General features: G+C 67.4%; 24 protein-coding genes. 2 read left to right on the top strand and 22 right to left on the bottom strand.

Annotated features, from left to right (window positions below; translation table 11 throughout):
- Positions 1 to 15: 15 nt before the first annotated feature.
- From rplR to AB0J12_RS20400, 20 genes are all read right to left on the bottom strand, one after another.
- Complete coding sequence (rplR, locus tag AB0J12_RS20495) at positions 16 to 399, bottom strand: 50S ribosomal protein L18 (protein WP_363265739.1); 384 nt, start codon at positions 397 to 399, stop codon at positions 16 to 18.
- A gap of 3 nt (positions 400 to 402) precedes the next feature.
- Positions 403 to 942, bottom strand: a complete 540-nt coding sequence (gene rplF, locus AB0J12_RS20490; RefSeq protein ID WP_363265738.1) for a 50S ribosomal protein L6 — start codon at positions 940 to 942, stop codon at positions 403 to 405.
- A 24-nt stretch (positions 943 to 966) separates the two neighbouring features.
- Positions 967 to 1,365 (bottom strand): 30S ribosomal protein S8, encoded by a 399-nt coding sequence (rpsH, locus tag AB0J12_RS20485; protein WP_361630554.1) that lies wholly within the window; start codon positions 1,363 to 1,365, stop codon positions 967 to 969.
- Positions 1,366 to 1,575: 210 nt separating this feature from the next.
- On the bottom strand, positions 1,576 to 1,761 hold the full coding sequence (locus tag AB0J12_RS20480) for a type Z 30S ribosomal protein S14 (RefSeq protein ID WP_003948630.1): 186 nt from the start codon (positions 1,759 to 1,761) through the stop codon (positions 1,576 to 1,578).
- Between the two features lie 5 nt (positions 1,762 to 1,766).
- A complete protein-coding gene (gene rplE, locus AB0J12_RS20475) occupies positions 1,767 to 2,324 on the bottom strand; it encodes a 50S ribosomal protein L5 (RefSeq protein ID WP_110629826.1) in 558 nt (185 codons plus the stop codon).
- Positions 2,324 to 2,647, bottom strand: coding sequence for a 50S ribosomal protein L24 (gene rplX / locus AB0J12_RS20470; RefSeq protein ID WP_363265737.1), 324 nt, complete (start codon positions 2,645 to 2,647; stop codon positions 2,324 to 2,326). The genes rplE and rplX overlap by 1 nt, the downstream gene beginning before the upstream one ends.
- 2 nt (positions 2,648 to 2,649) lie before the next feature.
- Complete coding sequence (rplN, locus tag AB0J12_RS20465) at positions 2,650 to 3,018, bottom strand: 50S ribosomal protein L14 (RefSeq protein ID WP_003998823.1); 369 nt, start codon at positions 3,016 to 3,018, stop codon at positions 2,650 to 2,652.
- 104 nt (positions 3,019 to 3,122) lie between these two features.
- Complete coding sequence (rpsQ, locus tag AB0J12_RS20460; protein WP_014674375.1) at positions 3,123 to 3,407, bottom strand: 30S ribosomal protein S17; 285 nt, start codon at positions 3,405 to 3,407, stop codon at positions 3,123 to 3,125.
- On the bottom strand, positions 3,407 to 3,631 hold the full coding sequence (rpmC, locus tag AB0J12_RS20455) for a 50S ribosomal protein L29 (RefSeq protein WP_010036720.1): 225 nt from the start codon (positions 3,629 to 3,631) through the stop codon (positions 3,407 to 3,409). Before rpmC ends, rpsQ begins: the two co-directional genes overlap by 1 nt.
- Positions 3,631 to 4,050, bottom strand: a complete 420-nt coding sequence (gene rplP / locus AB0J12_RS20450; RefSeq protein WP_009190136.1) for a 50S ribosomal protein L16 — start codon at positions 4,048 to 4,050, stop codon at positions 3,631 to 3,633. Before rplP ends, rpmC begins: the two co-directional genes overlap by 1 nt.
- A gap of 5 nt (positions 4,051 to 4,055) precedes the next feature.
- Entirely contained in the window at positions 4,056 to 4,883 is an 828-nt protein-coding gene (gene rpsC / locus AB0J12_RS20445) for a 30S ribosomal protein S3 (protein WP_116148545.1), read from the bottom strand.
- A complete protein-coding gene (gene rplV, locus AB0J12_RS20440; RefSeq protein WP_003974262.1) occupies positions 4,883 to 5,230 on the bottom strand; it encodes a 50S ribosomal protein L22 in 348 nt (115 codons plus the stop codon). Before rplV ends, rpsC begins: the two co-directional genes overlap by 1 nt.
- A gap of 43 nt (positions 5,231 to 5,273) precedes the next feature.
- On the bottom strand, positions 5,274 to 5,555 hold the full coding sequence (rpsS, locus tag AB0J12_RS20435) for a 30S ribosomal protein S19 (RefSeq protein WP_363265736.1): 282 nt from the start codon (positions 5,553 to 5,555) through the stop codon (positions 5,274 to 5,276).
- Between the two features lie 12 nt (positions 5,556 to 5,567).
- The gene (gene rplB, locus AB0J12_RS20430; protein WP_240118074.1) at positions 5,568 to 6,404 is read right to left on the bottom strand and encodes a 50S ribosomal protein L2; all 837 of its coding nucleotides are present in this window, start codon (positions 6,402 to 6,404) and stop codon (positions 5,568 to 5,570) included.
- A 38-nt stretch (positions 6,405 to 6,442) separates the two neighbouring features.
- Positions 6,443 to 6,862, bottom strand: coding sequence for a 50S ribosomal protein L23 (gene rplW, locus AB0J12_RS20425; protein WP_363265735.1), 420 nt, complete (start codon positions 6,860 to 6,862; stop codon positions 6,443 to 6,445).
- Positions 6,862 to 7,518: a 50S ribosomal protein L4 gene (gene rplD / locus AB0J12_RS20420; protein ID WP_363265733.1), complete on the bottom strand. Its 657-nt coding sequence runs from the start codon at positions 7,516 to 7,518 to the stop codon at positions 6,862 to 6,864. Before rplD ends, rplW begins: the two co-directional genes overlap by 1 nt.
- Positions 7,519 to 7,526: 8 nt before the next feature.
- Positions 7,527 to 8,171, bottom strand: coding sequence for a 50S ribosomal protein L3 (rplC, locus tag AB0J12_RS20415; RefSeq protein WP_306190413.1), 645 nt, complete (start codon positions 8,169 to 8,171; stop codon positions 7,527 to 7,529).
- Positions 8,172 to 8,187: 16 nt separating this feature from the next.
- A complete protein-coding gene (gene rpsJ / locus AB0J12_RS20410; protein ID WP_003948644.1) occupies positions 8,188 to 8,496 on the bottom strand; it encodes a 30S ribosomal protein S10 in 309 nt (102 codons plus the stop codon).
- Positions 8,497 to 8,890: 394 nt separating this feature from the next.
- Positions 8,891 to 9,100 (bottom strand): DUF397 domain-containing protein, encoded by a 210-nt coding sequence (locus tag AB0J12_RS20405; RefSeq protein ID WP_363265732.1) that lies wholly within the window; start codon positions 9,098 to 9,100, stop codon positions 8,891 to 8,893.
- Positions 9,097 to 9,972 carry a helix-turn-helix transcriptional regulator gene (locus AB0J12_RS20400; protein WP_363265731.1) on the bottom strand — a complete coding sequence of 292 codons (876 nt, stop codon included), beginning with the start codon at positions 9,970 to 9,972 and terminating at the stop codon, positions 9,097 to 9,099. The genes AB0J12_RS20405 and AB0J12_RS20400 overlap by 4 nt, the downstream gene beginning before the upstream one ends.
- A gap of 160 nt (positions 9,973 to 10,132) precedes the next feature.
- On the opposite strand from AB0J12_RS20400, the gene AB0J12_RS20395 reads away from it, so the two are divergent.
- The gene (locus AB0J12_RS20395; RefSeq protein WP_363265730.1) at positions 10,133 to 10,588 is read left to right on the top strand and encodes an ATP-binding protein; all 456 of its coding nucleotides are present in this window, start codon (positions 10,133 to 10,135) and stop codon (positions 10,586 to 10,588) included.
- Positions 10,589 to 10,773: 185 nt separating this feature from the next.
- Positions 10,774 to 11,742 carry a helix-turn-helix domain-containing protein gene (locus tag AB0J12_RS20390; RefSeq protein ID WP_363265729.1) on the top strand — a complete coding sequence of 323 codons (969 nt, stop codon included), beginning with the start codon at positions 10,774 to 10,776 and terminating at the stop codon, positions 11,740 to 11,742.
- 5 nt (positions 11,743 to 11,747) lie between these two features.
- Here the strand turns inward: AB0J12_RS20390 and AB0J12_RS20385 are convergent, their stop codons facing one another.
- Positions 11,748 to 14,324 (bottom strand): N-acetylmuramoyl-L-alanine amidase, encoded by a 2,577-nt coding sequence (locus AB0J12_RS20385; protein ID WP_363265728.1) that lies wholly within the window; start codon positions 14,322 to 14,324, stop codon positions 11,748 to 11,750.
- A 286-nt stretch (positions 14,325 to 14,610) separates the two neighbouring features.
- A complete protein-coding gene (gene tuf, locus AB0J12_RS20380; RefSeq protein WP_363265727.1) occupies positions 14,611 to 15,804 on the bottom strand; it encodes an elongation factor Tu in 1,194 nt (397 codons plus the stop codon).
- Between the last annotated feature and the right edge of the window lie 141 nt (positions 15,805 to 15,945).

The following is a 15,945-nucleotide window of genomic DNA, read 5'->3' as shown; positions in this document are numbered from 1 at the left end:
CTAGCTACAAGCGGCTCAGAACTTGAGCCCGGCCTCGCGGGCGGCGTCCGCCAGGGCAGCGATGCGCCCGGCGTACTGGTTGCCACCACGGTCGAATACGACGGCCTCGACACCGGCGGCCTTGGCACGCTCGGCAACCAGGGCGCCGACCTGCTTGGCCAGGGCCGACTTGTCGCCCTCGGCACCGCGGATCGAGCTGTCCAGGGTGGACGCCGACGCGAGGGTGTGGCCCTTCAGGTCGTCGATCACCTGCGCCACGATGTGACGGTTGGAGCGGGTCACGACCAGGCGGGGACGCTCCGCAGTACCGGAGACGTTCTTGCGGATCCGAAGGTGACGACGCTTGATAGCAGCACGCTTGTAAGCGTCGCCCTTGAGAATCTTCTGTCCGTATGCCATGGCTTACTTACCCGCCTTTCCGACCTTGCGGCGGATGACTTCGCCCTCGTACTTGACGCCCTTGGCCTTGTACGGGTCGGGCTTGCGCAGCTTGCGGATGTTGGCCGCAACCTCGCCGACCTTCTGCTTGTCGATGCCCTCGACCGAGAAACGGGTCGGGGTCTCCACCTTGAAGGAGATGCCCTCGGGGGCCTCGACGGTGATCGGGTGGCTGTAGCCCAGCGCGAACTCGAGGTTCGAACCCTTGGCGGTCACTCGGTAACCGACACCGCTGATCTCGAGCTTCTTGACGTATCCCTGGGTCACACCGGTGATCATGTTCGCCACCAGCGTGCGGGACAGGCCGTGCAGGGCCTTGCTCTGCCGCTCGTCGTTCGGGCGGAGCACCTGGAGGGTGCCGTCCTCGCCCTTAGCGATGTCGATCGGCGCGACGATGGTGTGGGTCAGCTCGCCCTTGGGGCCCTTGACCTTGACCGTACGGCCGTCGATGGTGACGTCCACGCCGGCGGGAACCGGGATGGGGAGCTTGCCGATACGCGACATAGCTGTTTCCTCCGTTCCCTTCCGTTACCAGACGTAGGCGAGGACTTCCCCACCCACGCCCTTCTTCTGCGCCTGCTTGTCGGTCAGCAGGCCGTGAGACGTGGAGATGATCGCCACGCCGAGGCCGCCGAGCACCTTCGGCAGGTTGGTGGACTTCGCGTAGACCCGGAGGCCGGGCTTCGAGATCCGCTTGATGCCCGCGATGGAGCGCTCACGGTTCGGGCCGAACTTCAGGTCGAGCACGAGGTTCTTGCCGACCTCGGCGTCCTCGACCTTCCAGCCGGTGATGAAGCCCTCCTGCTGGAGGATCTCCGCGATGTGAGACTTGATCTTGGAGTGCGGCATCGACACGGAGTCGTGGTAAGCCGCGTTCGCGTTCCGCAGACGCGTCAGCATGTCTGCGATCGGATCAGTCATGGTCATGAATTGGCCTGTGGCCTTTCTCGCCGGGGTTTCCTATATGCGCCATCCCTCTCCCCATACATGGACGGGACGGGTGCGGTGCGGGGACCTACGGCGTAGTAAGTCGTTCAGGGCGGCAGAGGCCCAACCCTCCTAGCCTAAGCCATGAGAGCTCGGGCCTCTGCCGTCCCGGTTGCTTACCGAGAGGTCCAGGTATCCCTAACTACGGGATTACCAGGAGCTCTTGGTCACGCCCGGCAGCTCGCCACGGTGAGCCATCTCACGAAGGCACACGCGGCAGAGGCCGAACTTGCGGTACACGGAGTGCGGGCGGCCGCAGCGCTGGCAACGGGTGTAGCCACGCACACCGAACTTGGGCTTGCGAGCAGCCTTCGCGATGAGAGCCTTCTTCGCCATCTCGCTCACGCCTCCTTGAACGGGAAGCCGAGGTGACGGAGGAGCGCGCGGCCCTCTTCGTCGTTGGTCGCCGTGGTGACCACGGTGATGTCCATACCCCGGACACGGTCGATCTTGTCCTGGTCGATCTCGTGGAACATGACCTGCTCCGTGAGACCGAAGGTGTAGTTGCCACGGCCGTCGAACTGCTTGGGGGACAGGCCGCGGAAGTCGCGGATGCGCGGCAGCGCGAGCGACAGGGTGCGGTCCAGGAACTCCCACATGCGGTCGCCACGGAGCGTGACGTGGGCACCGATCGGCTGACCCTCACGCAGCTTGAACTGCGCGATGGACTTGCGGGCCTTGGTGACGGCCGGCTTCTGACCGGTGATCGTGGTGAGGTCGCGAATGGCGCCCTCGATCAGCTTCGAGTCGCGGGCGGCGTCGCCCACACCCATGTTGACCACGATCTTGACGAGGCCCGGAACCTGCATGACGTTCTCGTACTTGAACTCGTCACGCAGCTTGCCGATGATCTCCTCGCGGTACTTCGTCTTGAGACGCGGAGTCACGGTGGTCGTCATCAGATGTCCTCACCCGTCCGCTTGGCAACGCGGATCTTGTTGCCCTCGTCGTCGAAGCGGTAGCCGACGCGGGTCGGGACCTTCTGGCCTTCCTTCTCCACGACCAGCATGACGTTGCTGACGTGGATGGGGGCCTCGGTGGTCACGATGCCGCCGGCCTGCGAACCGCCGGCGGTGGGGCCGGCCTTCGTGTGCTTCTTGACCCGGTTGACACCCTCGACCAGGACGCGCTCGTCGCGCGGGTAAGCGGCAATGACCTTGCCCTGCTTGCCCTTGTCCTTACCGGTGATGACCTGGACCAGGTCGCCCTTCTTGATCTTCATGCTCACAGCACCTCCGGCGCGAGGGAGATGATCTTCATGAACTTCTTCTCGCGCAGCTCACGGCCCACCGGGCCGAAGATACGGGTGCCGCGGGGGTCGCCGTCGTTCTTCAGAATGACGGCGGCGTTCTCGTCGAAGCGGATGTACGAGCCGTCCGGACGGCGGCGCTCCTTGACGGTGCGAACGATGACCGCCTTGACGACGTCACCCTTCTTCACGTTGCCACCGGGGATCGCGTCCTTGACGGTGGCGACGATGACGTCACCGATGCCCGCGTAGCGGCGACCGGAGCCACCGAGCACACGGATGCAAAGGATTTCCTTCGCACCAGTGTTGTCGGCGACACGCAGTCGCGACTCCTGCTGGATCACGTCTATCTCCTGGATGTCTGCCGGTTCCCGGGGAGAAGCGTGAATGACTCACGCTTCTCCCCGAGCCTGGCGGAACGGTGCGTAGGGGGTCCCCCTACGAGGGATTACTTGGCCTTCTCGAGGATCTCGACGACGCGCCAGCGCTTCGTCGCGGACAGCGGCCGGGTCTCCATGAGGAGGACGCGGTCGCCGACGCCCGCAGCGTTCTGCTCGTCGTGGGCCTTGAGCTTGTTCGTACGGCGGATGACCTTGCCGTACAGCGCGTGCTTGACACGGTCCTCGACGGCGACGACGACGGTCTTGTCCATCTTGTCGCTGACGACCAGACCCTCACGGGTCTTGCGGAATCCGCGTGCCTCGGTGTTCTCAGTCACGTTGCTCTCGCTCATCAGGCGCTCTCCACCGTCTCGATGCCCAGCTCGCGCTCACGCATCAGGGTGTAGATCCGCGCGATGTCCTTACGGACGGCCTTCAGCCGGCCGTGGTTCTCGAGCTGACCCGTCGCCGCCTGGAAGCGGAGGTTGAACAGCTCTTCCTTGGCCTCGCGGAGCTTGTTCAGAAGCTCCTCGTTGCCCAGCTCGCGCAGCTCGGACGCCTTGGTACCGGCCGACATCACGCTTCACCTGCCTCGCGCTTGACGATCCGGCACTTCATCGGCAGCTTGTGGGCCGCACGAGTCAGCGCCTCACGGGCGATCTTCTCGTTGGGGTACGACAGCTCGAACATCACACGTCCGGGCTTGACGTTCGCGATCCACCACTCCGGAGAACCCTTACCGGAACCCATGCGGGTCTCGGCAGGCTTCTTGGTGAGGGGACGGTCCGGGTAGATGTTGATCCAGACCTTGCCGCCACGCTTGATGTGACGGGTCATCGCGATACGGGCCGCCTCGATCTGGCGGTTCGTCACGTAGGCCGGGGTCAGCGCCTGGATGCCGTATTCGCCGAACGCAACCTGCGTTCCACCCTTGGACATACCGTTGCGCTTCGGGTGGTGCTGCTTGCGGTGCTTGACCCTACGGGGGATCAGCATTTCGGTCAGGCCTCCGTTCCGGTGCTCTCAGCCGGAGCGGACGCGGGAGCCTCGGCCTTGGGGGCCTCGGCGCCGGCAGCCTGCTGCGGCTTGCGACCGCGCCCGCCACGCTCGCCACCACGGCCACCACGGGCCGGGCGGTCGGCGCCGCCACGGGCCGGGCGGTTACCCGCACGGGCCGCAGCGTTCTCGGCGCGGACCTCGGCGATGTTCTTCACGTCGCCCTTGTAGATCCAGACCTTCACGCCGATGCGGCCGAAGGTCGTCTTGGCCTCGAAGAAGCCGTAGTCCACGTTCGCGCGGAGCGTGTGCAGGGGCACACGGCCCTCGCGGTAGAACTCCGAGCGGGACATCTCGGCGCCACCGAGGCGGCCACCGCACTGGATCTTGATGCCCTTGGCGCCGGCCTTCATCGCCGACTGCATGCTCTTACGCATGGCGCGGCGGAAGGAGACGCGGGAGGAGAGCTGCTCGGCGACGGCCTGGGCAACCAGCTGAGCGTCGGTCTCGGGGTTCTTGACCTCGAGGATGTTCAGCTGGACCTGCTTGCCCGTGAGCTTCTCGAGGTCACCGCGGATGCGGTCGGCCTCGGCGCCACGGCGGCCGATGACGATGCCCGGACGAGCGGTGTGGATGTCCACACGCACGCGGTCACGGGTGCGCTCGATCTCCACCTTCGAGATGCCGGCGCGCTCCATGCCGGACGTCATCATCCGACGGATGGCGACGTCTTCCTTGACGTAGTCCTTGTACAGCTTGTCGGCGTACCAACGCGACTTGAAGTCGGTCGTGACACCGAGCCGGAACCCGTGCGGGTTTACCTTCTGGCCCATTACCGGGTTCCTTCCTTGCTGCTGACGACCACGGTGATGTGGCTGGTCCGCTTGCGGATCCGGTAGGCGCGGCCCTGGGCACGCGGCCGGAACCGCTTCAGGGTCGGGCCCTCGTCGACGTAGGCCTCGGAGATGAAGAGGCTGTCGGCGTCGGTGTGGTCGTAGTTGTGCGCGGCGTTGGCGATGGCGCTGTCGAGCACCTTGCCCACCGGCACCGAGGCGGCCTGCGGAGCGAATCGCAGGACCGCCTGGGCCTCCGTGGCGTCCATGCCACGGATGAGGTCCACCACGCGGCGGGCCTTCATGGGCGTGACGCGGATGTACCGCGCCTGGGCCCTGGCTTCCATGGTTGTCCCTTCAGTTACTTACGTGTCTGAATGCGATCCGCTACTAGCGGCGCTTCGACTTCCGGTCTTCCTTGACGTGACCCCGGAAGGTGCGCGTCGGCGAGAACTCGCCGAGCTTGTGGCCGACCATCGCCTCGGTGACGAACACCGGGATGTGGGTCTTGCCGTTGTGCACCGCGATCGTGTGACCCAGCATCGCCGGGACGATCATGGAGCGACGGGACCAGGTCTTGATGACGTTCTTGGTGCCGGCTTCGTTCTGCGTGTCCACCTTCTTGATCAGGTGGTCGTCGACGAAGGGCCCCTTCTTGAGACTACGCGGCATCTAAACCCGCTCCTAGCGCTTCTTGTTCGTCTTGCGGCGGCGGACGATGTACTTGTTCGAAGCCTTCTTAGGCGAACGAGTACGACCTTCCTTCTGACCCCAGGGGCTGACCGGGTGGCGACCACCGGAGGTCTTGCCCTCACCACCACCGTGGGGGTGGTCAACCGGGTTCATCGCCACACCGCGAACGGTCGGGCGGACGCCCAGCCAGCGCTTACGGCCGGCCTTGCCCCAGTTGATGTTGCTCTGCTCGGCGTTGCCGACCTCACCGACGGTGGCGCGGCAGCGCACGTCGACCAGGCGGATCTCACCGGAGGGCATGCGCAGGTGGGCCATCTGGCCCTCCTTCGCGAGCAGCTGCACGGAGGCACCGGCGGAGCGGGCGAACTTGGCGCCGCCGCCCGGACGAAGCTCCACGGAGTGGATCGTCGTACCGACGGGGATGTTGCGCAGCGCCAGGTTGTTACCGGGCTTGATGTCGGCACCGGGGCCGTTCTCGATCCGGTCACCCTGGTTCAGCCCACGCGGGGCCAGGATGTAGCGCTTCTCGCCGTCCGCGTAGTGGAGCAGCGCGATGCGCGCGGTGCGGTTCGGGTCGTACTCGATGTGCGCGACCTTCGCCGGCACGCCGTCCTTGTCGTGACGACGGAAGTCGATCACTCGGTAGGCGCGCTTGTGGCCACCGCCCTGGTGGCGGACGGTCACACGACCGGCGTTGTTACGGCCGCCCTTGCTGTGCAGCGGGCGGACCAGCGACTTCTCCGGCGTGGACCGCGTGACCTCGACGAAGTCGGCAACGCTGGCGCCACGACGGCCCGGCGTAGTCGGCTTGTACTTGCGGATTCCCATTTCTCAGTCCTCGTCCGATATCGGACGATCCGACCCGCTTACGCGGTCGGACCGCCGAAGATGTCGATACGGTCGCCCTCGGCGAGGGTCACGATCGCCCGCTTGCTGCCGGCACGCTGACCGAAGCCGGTCTTGGTGCGCTTGCGCTTGCCCTGGCGGTTGATCGTGTTGACCCCGGTGACCTTGACCGAGAAGACCGCCTGGACGGCCTGCTTGATCTGGGTCTTGTTGGCGCCCGGGGCGACGATGAACGTGTACTTGTTCTCGTCGAGGAGCGCGTAGCTCTTCTCGGAGACGACCGGCTTGAGCAGCACGTCACGGGGGTCCGTGAAGGACTTGCTCAGCGGGGTCTCGACGGTGTTCTTGCCCTCGGCGGCGTGACGACGCGCCTTGGCGACGCGCGCGGCCTTGGCGGCCTTGGCCGCCTTCGAGGCGATAGCGGGGTGACGGATAGCCATCAGGCCTCGCTCCCTTCGGTGTCATTGGCCTTCGGGCCGGACACGAAGGACTCGAACGCGGACTGGGTGAAGACCACGTCGTCCGAGACGAGAACGTCGTACGTGTTCAGCTGGCCCGGCTCCAGGATGTGGACCTGGGGCAGGTTGCGGGCGGACAGCCACGCGGCCTCGTCGGCGCGGTCGACGACCAGGAGCAGGTTCTTGCGCTCCGAGATCTTGCCGAACAGCGACTTGGCGGCCTTCGTGGACGGGTTCGCGCCCTCGACCACGCCGGAGACGACGTGGATGCGGTTGTGGCGGGCCCGGTCGGTGAGGGCGTGGCGCAGGGCCGCGGCCTTCATCTTCTTCGGGGTCCGCTGCGAGTAGTCACGCGGCACGGGACCGTGCACGACGCCACCACCGGCGAACTGCGGCGCGCGGGTCGAACCCTGACGGGCGCGACCGGTGCCCTTCTGGCGGTACGGCTTCCTGCCACCGCCGCGGACCTCGCCACGCGTCTTCGTCTTGTGGGTGCCCTGGCGGGCAGCGGCCAGCTGCGCGACGACGACCTGGTGGATCAGCGGGATGCTGATCTTTTCCACGTCGAAGATCTCCGCGGGGAGCTCGACGGAACCGGCCTTGTCGCCCGCCGGCGAAAGGATGTCAACAGTGCTCATCGGTTACCTCAGGCCCCCTTGGCCGCGGTGCGGACCAGGACGAGGCCGCCGTTCGGACCGGGAACCGCGCCCTTGATGAGCAGCAGACCCTTCTCCGCGTCAACGGCGTGGACGGTCAGGTTCTGGGTGGTGACCCGCTCGTTGCCCATACGACCCGCCATGCGCAGGCCCTTGAACACACGGCCCGGGGTGGCGCAGCCACCGATGGAACCGGGCGAGCGGTGCTTGCGCTGGGTGCCGTGACCGGCGCCGAGGCCACCGAAGTTGTGGCGCTTCATGACACCGGCGAAGCCCTTGCCCTTGCTCTTGCCGGTGACGTCGACCTTCACGCCGGCCTCGAACACCTCAGCGGTGATCTCCTGGCCGAGGGTGTACTCGGAGGCGTCGGCCGTCCGGATCTCGACGAGGTGGCGACGGGGGGTGACGTCGGCCTTGGCGAAGTGACCCTTGAGGGGCTTGTTCACCTTGCGCGGGTCGATCTCGCCGAAGGCGATCTGGACCGACTCGTAGCCGTCGACGTCGTTGGTACGGACCTGGGTGACGACGTTGGGGCTGGCCTTGACGACGGTGACCGGAACAACACGGTTGTTCTCGTCCCACACCTGCGTCATGCCGAGCTTCTCGCCCAGGATGCCCTTGATCTGCTTAGCCATTCTCAGCCCACCAGCCTCAGAGCTTGATCTCGATGTCGACACCGGCCGGGAGGTCGAGTCGCATCAGAGAGTCAACGGTCTTGGGGGTCGGGTCGAGGATGTCGATCAGGCGCTTGTGCGTGCGCATCTCGAAGTGCTCGCGCGAGTCCTTGTACTTGTGCGGCGACTTGATGACGCAGTACACGTTCTTCTCAGTGGGCAGCGGCACCGGGCCCGCGACCGACGCACCAGTGCGCGTCACCGTCTCGACGATCTTCTTCGCCGAAGAGTCGATGACTTCGTGGTCGTAGGCCTTGAGCCGGATGCGGATCTTCTGTCCCGCCATGGCTACTCAGTAGTCCTGTCTCTCTACAGCTCTGGAACCTGGTGTCCCTTCGACTCTGTCCGACCCACGCGGTCGGGCGTGTCGCACTCCCGCTGACACAGATGTCCCTTGTTCGAACATCCCTTGCCTGGGGAAGAGGTTCACCGGGTGCCTGGCCAGTGCCGCACCACACTTCCCGGAAGATTCCCGTACGTCCGCCCCAGCGCTGCCCGAGGGCAGTTAGGGCGACGAGTACTGTGGGACTCGCTTCCGGTCCTCCCGGCGGGAGGCGCGCAGCATCAACACTCGACCGAGCAACTCCGACAGTCTGCCATATGGGGCAGGCCGGACGCCAATCGAGCGGAAGAGATTACCCCGGGGGTGACGCAGGTCAAACCCGGGGCGCCCGCCACCCTCAGTCCCGAGTGGCGTAGGTCACGAAATCCGCCCACGCGCTCTCCGTGAGCGCGAGCCGGGGACCGGCGGTGTGCTTGGAGTCACGCACGTGCACGGCGCCGGGAGCGTGGGCGACCTCGACGCAGGAGTTGCCGTCGGTACCACCGCTGTAGCTGCTCTTGAACCAGACCAGCTCGGCGGTGTCCCCGGCCGTGGTCTTGCGGATCATGTCTCTCCCAGCAGGTGCTCGATGAAGGCCAGCGACTCCCGGGGCGAGAGCGCCTGAGCCCGGATGGTGCCATACCGCAGCTCAAGGATGCGCAGGTGTTTGGGATCATGCGTCGGCCGGCCGTTGAACGCGCCGTCGGAGCGGCCCACCGCCGTCCCGTCCGGGAACTTGAGCAGCTCGATCCTGCCGTCCAACCCTGGATGGGCCTCGGTGTTCGTAGGCATCACCTGGAGCGTGACATTGCGCAACTGCCCCACCTCCAGCAGACGTTCGAGCTGCCGTCGCCAGGCCATTGTGCCCCCGACCTGCCGACGTAGTGGCGCCTCTTCCAAAACGAAGTGGATCGAGGATGCCGGATCCCGCTCGAAAACCGACTGCCGCGCCAGCCGAGCCGCCACCATGCGCTCGACGTCGTCCGGTGAGTACGGCGGCTGGGCCGCGCCGATCACGGCTCGTGCATGGTCCGGCGTCTGGAGCAACCCGGCGATGATGTTGCACTCATACACCCCGATCTCCACCGCCTGCGCTTCCAGCTTCGCCAGCTCCCGCACCCGCTTCGGATAGCGGACCTTCTTCACGTCCTCCCACGTCGCCGCGATGAGCCCGCCGGCGTTCAGCACCTGGTCGGCCGCGACCAGGTAGTCCTGGCGGGGAATCCGCTTCCCGGACTCGATCTTGTAGACCATGTCCTCGCTGTAGCCGATGAGCCTGCCGAACTCGGCGGCCCGCAGCCCGGCCGCCTCCCGGCGCAGTTTCAGCTGCCGCCCGACCGTGGCGATGACGGCCACGCCCCACTCGTCGTCCGGGTCCACTTCCCAACCCGGCTCGTCCGCCTCGCTCTTGAGCCGTACCGCCTCGCCGTCCACGGACATCCGCGCCCCTCCGTCGTCCCGTTGCCGCGCCGTACGTCGGCGCCCTACCCCTGGCAACCGTGCCGACAGCCAAGACAGCACCGGACAAGCGCCGGACAGTGACCGTACGCAACCGCCCTGTCACTCTCCACGGTAGGCAGAAGCCGCCACGCTGAGTGACGTGAATCAGGAAATCGCCGCCTCCGGCACCGAACTCGCCCACTCCGTCCCCCACTTCAGCGTGCTGCTGTCGTCCACCGCGCGCGGCGCCCGCCTGGCCCGGCTGCTCGCCGAGGCGCAACTGCGCCGCTGGGGGCTGCCGACCGAGCCCGCGAACCACCTCGTGGCCGAGCTGGCGGCCAACGCGGCCACCCACGGCCGCGTCCCCGGGCGCAACTTCCGGCTGACGCTGTTCGTGGTCGGCGGCACCCTGCGCATCGAGGTGACGGACACGCGGGGTGAGCGTCTGCCGGAGGTGCGGTGCCCGGAGGAGAGTGCCGAGTCCGGGCGGGGGCTGCTCCTCGTCGAGGCGCTCGCGGACCGGTGGGGTGTGCGGGAGGAACGCTTCCCGCGCAAGACCGTCTGGGCGGAGATCGGGACGGGGAGCACCGCGTCGCGGCCGGTCACGTTCCGGTGAGCGGCGACGCGGCCCGGCGCGTGGTCAATGCTTTAAAGAACCCTGAGGAAAGTACCGGCCCAACCCGGCCCCACCCCGCCGACTACCCTGCGGACCCCCGTCACCCGCACGAGTGGTCTTCTTCAACTGGACTGGATTTGCAGCCAGTTCGATGGCATATGCTCGCGGCGACCACAACCGAAGACATGCGACGGCCCCCGGCCGGGACTGGCATCCCGATCGAGGGCCTGACCACCGAGGAAGAGAAGAGCTTCCCGATGGGTACCGAGCACTTTAGCGCGCCCCCGTGCGCCCAGCCGCTGAATCAGCGCGGCATCACCCACATCAACACCCCGCACACCACCTGCTTCACGGTCATCGGCAACCACCTCGCGCAGCACCGCGAGCTGTCGCTCACCGCGATCGGTATCGCCACCCACATCCAGTCGCTGCCCGCCGGCGCCCCCGTCGGCATCAAGACGCTCGCCGCCCGCTTCCCGGAGGGCGAGACCCGTATCGCCGCCGCCCTGCGCGAACTGGAGGCCCACGGCTACCTGGCCCGCATCCGCCAGAAGCTCCCGAACGGCCGGATCATCACGCACACGGTGTCGTACAACCGGCCCGCCACCGGCGCGACCCCTCGCCCCGAGACACCGCCGCCGCCACCACCGCGGGCACCCGCTCCCCCGCCGCCTCCGGCACCGGTCCCCGAGCCCGCGCCCGCGCCCGAGGCACCACCGCGGCCCGCGTCACCTCCGCTCCCCGAGCCGCAGGGCCTTGACCTGGACCGTCACCGTGCGGCCACGGCCGTCCTGGCCAGCCTCCACCACCGCGACCCCCGCCTGCTGCTCTCCGAGCGCGCCGTCCACCGCCTCGCCCCGGCCGTCGCCGCCTGGCTCGAACGCGGCGTACGGCCCGAAGCCGTCCACCACGCCCTGACCGCGAACCTCCCACGCGAGTCTTTGCGCAACCCGGCGGCCCTGCTCGCCCACCGCCTGACCGAGCTGCTCCCTCCTCCCGCGCCCCCCGAACCGCCGGCCGCCGGGAACCGCCCCACCGGACGCCTGCCCCTGCACAGCTGTGAGGGGTGCGAACGCGCGATTCGCACCCCTCACCCAGGCACCTACTGCCGCGACTGCCGGGAAGGCCACCCCGGCAGCCGGTCAGCGGCGTGATCACATCACTTCGTGAAGTACCCCGTGATGTCGGCGATCAGGTCTACCGAGCCCCACTGGTTGTAGAAATCCACCTTGCCGTTCACGACCGGGACGATCACCAGGTTCGGGATCGTCAGGCCCGACGTGAAGTTCAGGTTCGACGCCGACGTGCGGGCCGTACCGTCCGGGTAGACCGAGACGAAGCTCGACGACGTCGGGTTCGTCGCCGTCACGTTCAGGACCACCGCCGTCACACCGGACGACGGCACGCCCTGGACGCCGGCCACCGGCAGCGACACCACGCCCTGCGGACCCACCGGAGCCTTCGGGACACCGATGCCGTACCGCGTGTCCATCAGCCGCAGCGGGCCCAGGTTGATGTGCGAGGCGCCCTCGGTGCCGGAGGTGAAGTAGCCGGTGATGTCGGCGATCAGATCGACCGAGCCCCACTGGTTGTAGAAGTCCACCTTGCCGTTGACCACCGGGACGATCACCAGGTTCGGGATCGTCTGGCGGGCGGTGAAGTTCAGGTTCGACGCCGACGTGCGCGCCGTACCGTCCGGGTAGACCGAGACGAAGCTCGACGACGTCGGGTTCGTCGCCGTCACGTTCAGGACCACCGCCGTCACACCGGACGACGGCACACCCTGGACGCCGGCCACCGGCAGCGACACCACGCCCTGAGGACCCACCGGGGCCTTCGGGACACCGATGCCGTACCGCGTGTCCATCAGCCGCAGCGGGCCGTGGCTGACGTGGGTCGAGCCGCTGGTGTCCGTCGCGTAGTAGCCGGTGACGTCGGCGATCAGGTCGACCGAGCCCGCGTGGTTGTAGAACCGCACCTTGCCGTCGATCACCGGCACGGTCACCAGGTTCGGGATGGTCTTCCCGGCGGTGAAGTTGAGGTTCGAAGCGGCCGTGCGGTCGGTGCCGTTCGGGTAGACGGACACATAGCTGGTCGACGTGGGGTTCGTGGCCGTCACGTTCAGGACGACCGCGCCGACGCCGGTGGACGGCACCACGCTGTTGCCGGTGACGTCGAGCACCACCTCACCGCCGGGACCGACCTTGGCCTTCGTCACGCCCGTGCCGTACCGGGTGTCCATCAGGCGGGTCGGGGTGACCGGCTTGAAGGTCTTCGGGCCCGGCACGGTCACGGTGACCGGCGCCGAGGTCGTCACCTTGCCGGAGGTGTGGGTGGCGCGGACGGCCACCGTGTGGTCGCCGTAGCCGGTCAGGGTGAGCGACGCGCTGCGGACATGACCCCAGCTCCAGGTCGCGACCTGATCGTCGACCAGTACCTCGAACTTGTAGATCAGGGCGTTCTGCGTGCTCGTGGACCAGTTGACCGTGGCCGGGCCGGACGTCTGGTAGCCGCTGCCGGCCTTCGTCGCCTGGCCGCCCACCGAGCTGATCGCCAGGTTCTGGACCGTGCCGCTCGCGTAGCCGCGGATCGTGCCGAGCTGCCCGTAGAGCAGGCTGCCGGGGCACTCGGTGGCGTAGGCGTCACGGTGCCCGGAGACGGTCGCGAACGTGTAGTCCTGGCCCTGCGTGAAGGACGTGTTGAAGTAGTTCTTCTGCGTGGCACCGGCGTTCAGCAGCGTCGTACCGGACGGGTCGACGCCGTACTGACCGAGCTTGTACGCGATGAGCCGCGAGGCGGAGACCAGGGACGCGTCCGAGGCGCTCGTCAGGTTGTGGTCACCGAGGAAGGCCACGGCCGTCGACTGGGAGTTCCAGCCGTAGGTGTGGGCCCCGTACACCGGCTGGTCGATACCGCCCTTGCGGCCCTCGAAAAGGGTGCCGCACTTGTCGACCAGGAAGTTGTAGCCGATGTCCTTCCAGCCGCTCCCCTTCACGTGGTACGTGTAGATGCTCCGGATGATCGCGGCGGACTCGGAGCAGTCGTAGGGGTTGGCGTCCGCGGTGTGGTGCACGAACGCGGCCTTGATGGTGTTGCCGTTCGGCAGATACTCCGGCGCTTCGGGGCTGATGCTCTCGTCCGCGCCCCAGCCGGCCCGCGAGACGATCGTCGGCTGCGGGGCCGTGGAGGCCGGGCCGGGCATCGTCGGAGGCGTGGTGTCCTGCGCGAAGGCCGCGGGCTCCGCGGCCAGATCACCCGAGGGCTCGCCCGCCGTGGCCGTGCCCGGGTCGACCAGGTCCAGCCGCAGACCGGCGGGGAGCTTGCCGTTGCGGGCGCCGTCGGTGACGCGGACCTCGGCGCCGTCGGAGGCGTCCACCCACACCGGCTCGGTGGAGCCGCGCGCGCCGGACCGGTTGCCGTCGAGCAGCGCCGGGTACGGCGTCAGGTCCTGCCACGCGGTCCACTCGCCGGTCTCGGCGTTGCGGGCGCGCGCCTGGATCGTGCCCTGGATCTTCGCCCGTGGGTCCGTCCAGGAGACGCCCATGAGGGCGAAACGGTCGGTGTCCCGCTTCGACAGGACCGCCTCGCCATGGCCCTGGTCGCGCAGCGCGAGCAGGTGGACGGCGGTCCGGACCGGGCCGTCCGCCTTCCCCCGCGCGCTGTAGACGCTCGGTCGGCGCCCCTGATCGTCCCCGTTCCCGAAGACCGCTCCGCTCGCGATGGACTGGATACCCACGAGCGCGGCGATCCCGAGGGCGGCTCCGACAGCCGTGCGCCGCGCCCGAGCGGCGGTGGTGCGACGTGCTCGACGTCCCGATCTCAAGTTGTTCCCACCCCAACGGGCCCTGCCGGGCCCTTTGATGAACATGCAACCAATAAGTGGCGGCATGCTACAGGGCGCATGAGAGCGCTTTCGAAGCGGGCGCACAAAAACGAGGGGCCCGTACGACCGAAGTCGTACGGGCCCCTCGCGGAGCTCGCAGCTGAGCTACCGGGTCACAGAACCCTCAAGCAAGCGGAACTTACTTGTTGATCTTGGTGACCTGGCCGGCGCCGACGGTCCGGCCACCCTCACGGATGGCGAACTTCAGGCCCTCCTCCATGGCGACCGGCTGGATCAGCTCGACCTTCATGTCGGTGTTGTCGCCCGGCATGACCATCTCGGTGCCCTCGGGGAGGGTCACGACGCCGGTCACGTCCGTGGTACGGAAGTAGAACTGCGGGCGGTAGTTGTTGAAGAACGGGGTGTGACGGCCACCCTCGTCCTTCGACAGGATGTAGGCCGTGGCCTCGAACTCGGTGTGCGGGGTGACCGAGCCCGGCTTGATGATGACCTGGCCGCGCTCGACGTCCTCGCGCTTGATGCCACGAAGCAGCAGACCGACGTTCTCACCGGCCTGGCCCTCGTCGAGCAGCTTGCGGAACATCTCGATACCGGTGACCGTGGTGGTGGTCTTCTCGGTCTTGATGCCGATGATGTCGACGGTCTCGTTGACCTTCAGGACACCACGCTCGATACGGCCGGTGACGACCGTACCGCGACCGGTGATCGTGAAGACGTCCTCGATCGGCATGAGGAACGGCTTGTCGACGTCGCGCTCCGGCTCCGGGATGGACTCGTCGACGGCCTTCATCAGGTCGAGGACGGTCTTGGTCCACTCGGGGTCGCCCTCGAGCGCCTTCAGCGCGGAGACCTTGACGACCGGCAGGTCGTCGCCCGGGAACTCGTACTCGGAGAGGAGCTCACGGACCTCGAGCTCGACGAGCTCCAGGATCTCCTCGTCGTCCACCATGTCGGCCTTGTTCAGGGCGACGACGATGTACGGCACACCGACCTGGCGGGCCAGGAGCACGTGCTCCTTGGTCTGCGGCATCGGACCGTCGGTCGCGGCGACCACGAGGATCGCGCCGTCCATCTGGGCGGCACCGGTGATCATGTTCTTGATGTAGTCCGCGTGACCCGGGCAGTCGACGTGGGCGTAGTGACGCGCCTCGGTCTGGTACTCGACGTGCGCGATGGAGATGGTGATACCGCGCTGACGCTCCTCGGGCGCCTTGTCGATGTTGTCGAACGCGGTGGCCTCGTTCAGGTCCGGGTACGCGTCGTGCAGCACCTTGGTAATGGCGGCCGTGAGGGTCGTCTTACCGTGGTCGATGTGACCGATGGTGCCGATGTTGACGTGCGGCTTAGTCCGCTCGAACTTCGCCTTCGCCACTGGGGTCCTCCTGGGAGTGGTTCTGGTACGCCTTACTTCATCGGCGCCAGGTGATCTTTGCTGTTAAGTCCCGGAACCCGGGGCAAACACCCACGATCGTGTGCGTTTGCCCCGCGAGGCTCCGGAGTCAAGCCTACGGCG

It is taken from the genome of Streptomyces sp. NPDC049915 (assembly GCF_040656475.1).
In the GTDB taxonomy this organism is placed as follows: Bacteria; Actinomycetota; Actinomycetes; order Streptomycetales; family Streptomycetaceae; genus Streptomyces.
The sequence above is the reverse complement of the archived record's forward strand: the minus strand, read 5'-3'. Positions and strand labels throughout refer to the sequence as shown.

Excerpts from the sequence above, each read along its gene's own strand:
- rpsQ (WP_014674375.1), bottom strand. The coding sequence starts at position 3,407 with ATGAGCGAGAGCAACGTGACTGAGAACACCGAGGCACGCGGATTCCGC.
- AB0J12_RS20390 (WP_363265729.1), top strand. The coding sequence starts at position 10,774 with ATGCGACGGCCCCCGGCCGGGACTGGCATCCCGATCGAGGGCCTGACC.
- rplE (WP_110629826.1), bottom strand. The coding sequence starts at position 2,324 with ATGACGACCACCGTGACTCCGCGTCTCAAGACGAAGTACCGCGAGGAG.
- rpsS (WP_363265736.1), bottom strand. The coding sequence starts at position 5,555 with ATGCCGCGTAGTCTCAAGAAGGGGCCCTTCGTCGACGACCACCTGATC.
- rpsJ (WP_003948644.1), bottom strand. The coding sequence starts at position 8,496 with ATGGCGGGACAGAAGATCCGCATCCGGCTCAAGGCCTACGACCACGAA.
- rplD (WP_363265733.1), bottom strand. The coding sequence starts at position 7,518 with ATGAGCACTGTTGACATCCTTTCGCCGGCGGGCGACAAGGCCGGTTCC.
- rplX (WP_363265737.1), bottom strand. The coding sequence starts at position 2,647 with ATGAAGATCAAGAAGGGCGACCTGGTCCAGGTCATCACCGGTAAGGAC.
- rplR (WP_363265739.1), bottom strand. The coding sequence starts at position 399 with ATGGCATACGGACAGAAGATTCTCAAGGGCGACGCTTACAAGCGTGCT.
- rplC (WP_306190413.1), bottom strand. The coding sequence starts at position 8,171 with ATGGCTAAGCAGATCAAGGGCATCCTGGGCGAGAAGCTCGGCATGACG.
- rplW (WP_363265735.1), bottom strand. The coding sequence starts at position 6,862 with ATGGCTATCCGTCACCCCGCTATCGCCTCGAAGGCGGCCAAGGCCGCC.
- rplB (WP_240118074.1), bottom strand. The coding sequence starts at position 6,404 with ATGGGAATCCGCAAGTACAAGCCGACTACGCCGGGCCGTCGTGGCGCC.
- AB0J12_RS20405 (WP_363265732.1), bottom strand. The coding sequence starts at position 9,100 with ATGATCCGCAAGACCACGGCCGGGGACACCGCCGAGCTGGTCTGGTTC.
- rplP (WP_009190136.1), bottom strand. The coding sequence starts at position 4,050 with ATGCTGATCCCCCGTAGGGTCAAGCACCGCAAGCAGCACCACCCGAAG.
- rpmC (WP_010036720.1), bottom strand. The coding sequence starts at position 3,631 with ATGTCGGCCGGTACCAAGGCGTCCGAGCTGCGCGAGCTGGGCAACGAG.
- AB0J12_RS20400 (WP_363265731.1), bottom strand. The coding sequence starts at position 9,972 with ATGTCCGTGGACGGCGAGGCGGTACGGCTCAAGAGCGAGGCGGACGAG.
- rplF (WP_363265738.1), bottom strand. The coding sequence starts at position 942 with ATGTCGCGTATCGGCAAGCTCCCCATCCCGGTTCCCGCCGGCGTGGAC.
- AB0J12_RS20480 (WP_003948630.1), bottom strand. The coding sequence starts at position 1,761 with ATGGCGAAGAAGGCTCTCATCGCGAAGGCTGCTCGCAAGCCCAAGTTC.
- rpsC (WP_116148545.1), bottom strand. The coding sequence starts at position 4,883 with ATGGGCCAGAAGGTAAACCCGCACGGGTTCCGGCTCGGTGTCACGACC.
- rplV (WP_003974262.1), bottom strand. The coding sequence starts at position 5,230 with ATGGAAGCCAGGGCCCAGGCGCGGTACATCCGCGTCACGCCCATGAAG.
- rpsH (WP_361630554.1), bottom strand. The coding sequence starts at position 1,365 with ATGACCATGACTGATCCGATCGCAGACATGCTGACGCGTCTGCGGAAC.